At 46.8% G+C, this 2,617-nt stretch carries 3 protein-coding genes; all 3 read left to right on the plus strand.

The genetic code is table 11. The annotated features are described in order from the left end of the window. Window positions 1–265, plus strand: a 265-nt coding sequence (locus tag ACZFYI_RS18775; protein ID WP_462525650.1) for a TolC family protein, incomplete at its 5' end; no start/stop codon positions are given. 10 nt (window positions 266–275) lie between these two features. After that, on the plus strand, window positions 276–1,325 hold the full coding sequence (locus ACZFYI_RS18780) for an efflux RND transporter periplasmic adaptor subunit (RefSeq protein WP_462525651.1): 1,050 nt from the start codon (window positions 276–278) through the stop codon (window positions 1,323–1,325). 10 nt (window positions 1,326–1,335) lie between these two features. Continuing rightward, window positions 1,336–2,617 (plus strand): efflux RND transporter permease subunit (locus tag ACZFYI_RS18785; RefSeq protein WP_462525652.1); only part of this gene is annotated, 1,282 nt, incomplete at its 3' end.

Raw genomic sequence — 2,617 nt, forward strand, 5'->3', positions numbered from 1 at the left:
GACCCTTGTCCTCAGCCAAAATGCCCAACTAAAACAGGAACAAGCAGAACAGCAACTCCAAACCAACCTTTCGCAGATCGCATTAGCCGAGTCAGTCTATAAGCGGACCTTGCTCCAGCTGCGTGAGGGAATCGCCAGCCTGACAGAAGTACTATTGGCTGACAATGCCCTCAGAGAAAGTCAGCAGCAATACCTCTCGGCCATGATCGAATACCTCACTGCCACCCTTGAAATCAAAAAACTTAACGGAACACTCCTCAACTGAAAGAGAAACCATGAAAAAGCTACTCTATATCCTCATCCCTTTGGCTATCGTCGCAGCGATAGGGTTCAAACTTTTTTCTAACAAGCAAACAGCTACGGAAAGGGTCTTTCACTACAACAGGGACCAAAATATCAATGTGATGGCCCAAAAGCTGACCAAAGAATCTGTGCAGCAGGAATTTGCTTTCACGGGTGCATTTCAGGCCCAAAAAGAATCCAACCTCAGTGCAGAATTGCAGGGAAAAGTCAATACCGTCATGGTAGAAAACGGCGACCCTGTCCGAAAAGGCCAAGTATTGGTACAGCTGGACAATACCATGCTGGTATGGCAACAAAAAGCAATTGAAGTCCAGATAGAAGGGCTTGAATCGGATTTGAAACGCTACAAAATATTGGTAGAAAATGATGCCATCCAGGGAATCCAACTTGAAAAAACCGAAATGGCCCTCAAATCCGCCACAGTCCAACACCAATCCCTTCAGGAGCAAATCAAAAAAACAAGCATCCGAGCTCCTTTCGATGGGATTGTAACTGCAAAAATGACCGAAGTGGGAGACTTTGCAGCTCCCGGCAAGCCTTTGGTTCAGGTATCCAACCTAAAAGACCTGAGTCTTTTGATACAGGTATCGGAGCAAGACCTAAGCCTGTTCCAAAATGGTCAGACCGTCGCCATCTTGGTCCCAGTGATCAATATGAAGACCACAGGAAAAGTATCCATGGTGGGCTTCAAAAGCAATCTGGGAAATAGTTTTCCTGTCGAACTCAAAGTCAGCAACAGCAATGACCTCAAGATCAGAGCAGGATTTTTGGGGGAAGTATCTATATCAGACCCGAGCATGCAAAACGGAATACTGATACCCTCATCAGCCATCGTGGGATCGGACCTCGAACCCAAAGTTTATCTGATCAAAAACGGAAAGGCACAGCTCACCACGATCTCCATCAGCAAACGAATCCAGGACAAAGTCCTGGTAGATTCCCGGCTTCAGGAAGGTGATACCCTCGTCTTCGGTGGTGTGATCAATGTCTTTGAAGGTGCCAACCTCACTCCTATCTTTTAACCACTCCGCCATGAATATCACATCCATATCCATCAACAGGCCTTCTTTGATCATTGTCCTGTTCACTGTTTTCATCCTCTTGCGATATATCGGCTTCACCAATCTTTCTTACGAATTGATGCCGGACTTCAACCAGCCGGTAGTCGTCATCAAGACGGTCTATCCCGGTGCTGAACCTGAGGAGGTCGAAAATTCGGTTTCGAAAAAAATCGAAGATGCACTATCCAATCTGGAAGGCGTAGATTATTTGGTAACCAAATCTCTCCCAAATGCCTCTGTCGTGATCGCCAATATGAAATACGGTGTCAACTTGGACCAAACCATGATGGACGCACAGCGGTACATTGATAATATTTCGCAGGACCTTCCCAAGGAAGTACTTTCCCCCGAAATGAGCAAGGTCTCCCCAAATGACCTTCCCATCATGTCCATCACCGCGACAAGCCAAATCAACGGTCCTGAGTTTTACCAAAAAATGATCGATGATTTTATCCCGCAGATACAGCAACTCAAAGGAGTCGCCGAAATCACCATCCTCGGCGGCGAACAGCGGGAAGTCCAGGTCAACGTGGACCAAAACAAACTCAGACAGTACAAAATCTCACTGCTTCAAGTTGTAGAAGCCATCAACAGATCCGGACTCGATGTCCCTGCGGGAAAAGTCCAGACTGTCACCGAACAGAGCGCTGTCAGACTTTTGGGCAAATTCAATTCGTTGGAGGATATTGGATCGGTGCAGGTCGCTATGCCGGTCAAGGGCAGTCCGGTCTATGTAAGGGATATCGCTGTAGTGAAAAACGGAATTAGAGAAATCAGCTCCATCAGCCGCTACAATGGCAAGGAAGGTGTTGGTCTGATGCTAAAAAAACAGGGTGATGCCAACGCCGTAGATGTCTCCCGTGCAGTAAGAGAACGTTTGGCACTGATAGAGGAAACAAATTCCAGTTCCGGGATAAAATTCACCATCGCCGACGACAGTACTGACAACACGATCGCCGCCGTCAATTCAGTGGTTTTTGACCTTATCCTTGCAGTAATTCTCGTGTCTCTGGTCATGCTGATTTTCCTGAGAAGCTTCAGAAATTCACTAATTGTTTTGGTCGCCATCCCAACTTCCCTTGTCACAGCTTTCGCTGTCATGTGGATATTGGGATATACACTGAATCTGATGACTTTACTGGCCATGTCCCTAATCATTGGTATCCTAGTGGATGATGCCACGGTGGTTTTGGAAAACATTCAGCGCCATTTGGATCAGGGAAAAGACAAAAGGACTGCTGCCATGGATGGAC

The sequence above is a fragment of the Aquiflexum sp. genome (assembly GCF_977115555.1).

Excerpts from the sequence above, each read along its gene's own strand:
- ACZFYI_RS18780 (WP_462525651.1), top strand. The coding sequence starts at position 276 with ATGAAAAAGCTACTCTATATCCTCATCCCTTTGGCTATCGTCGCAGCG.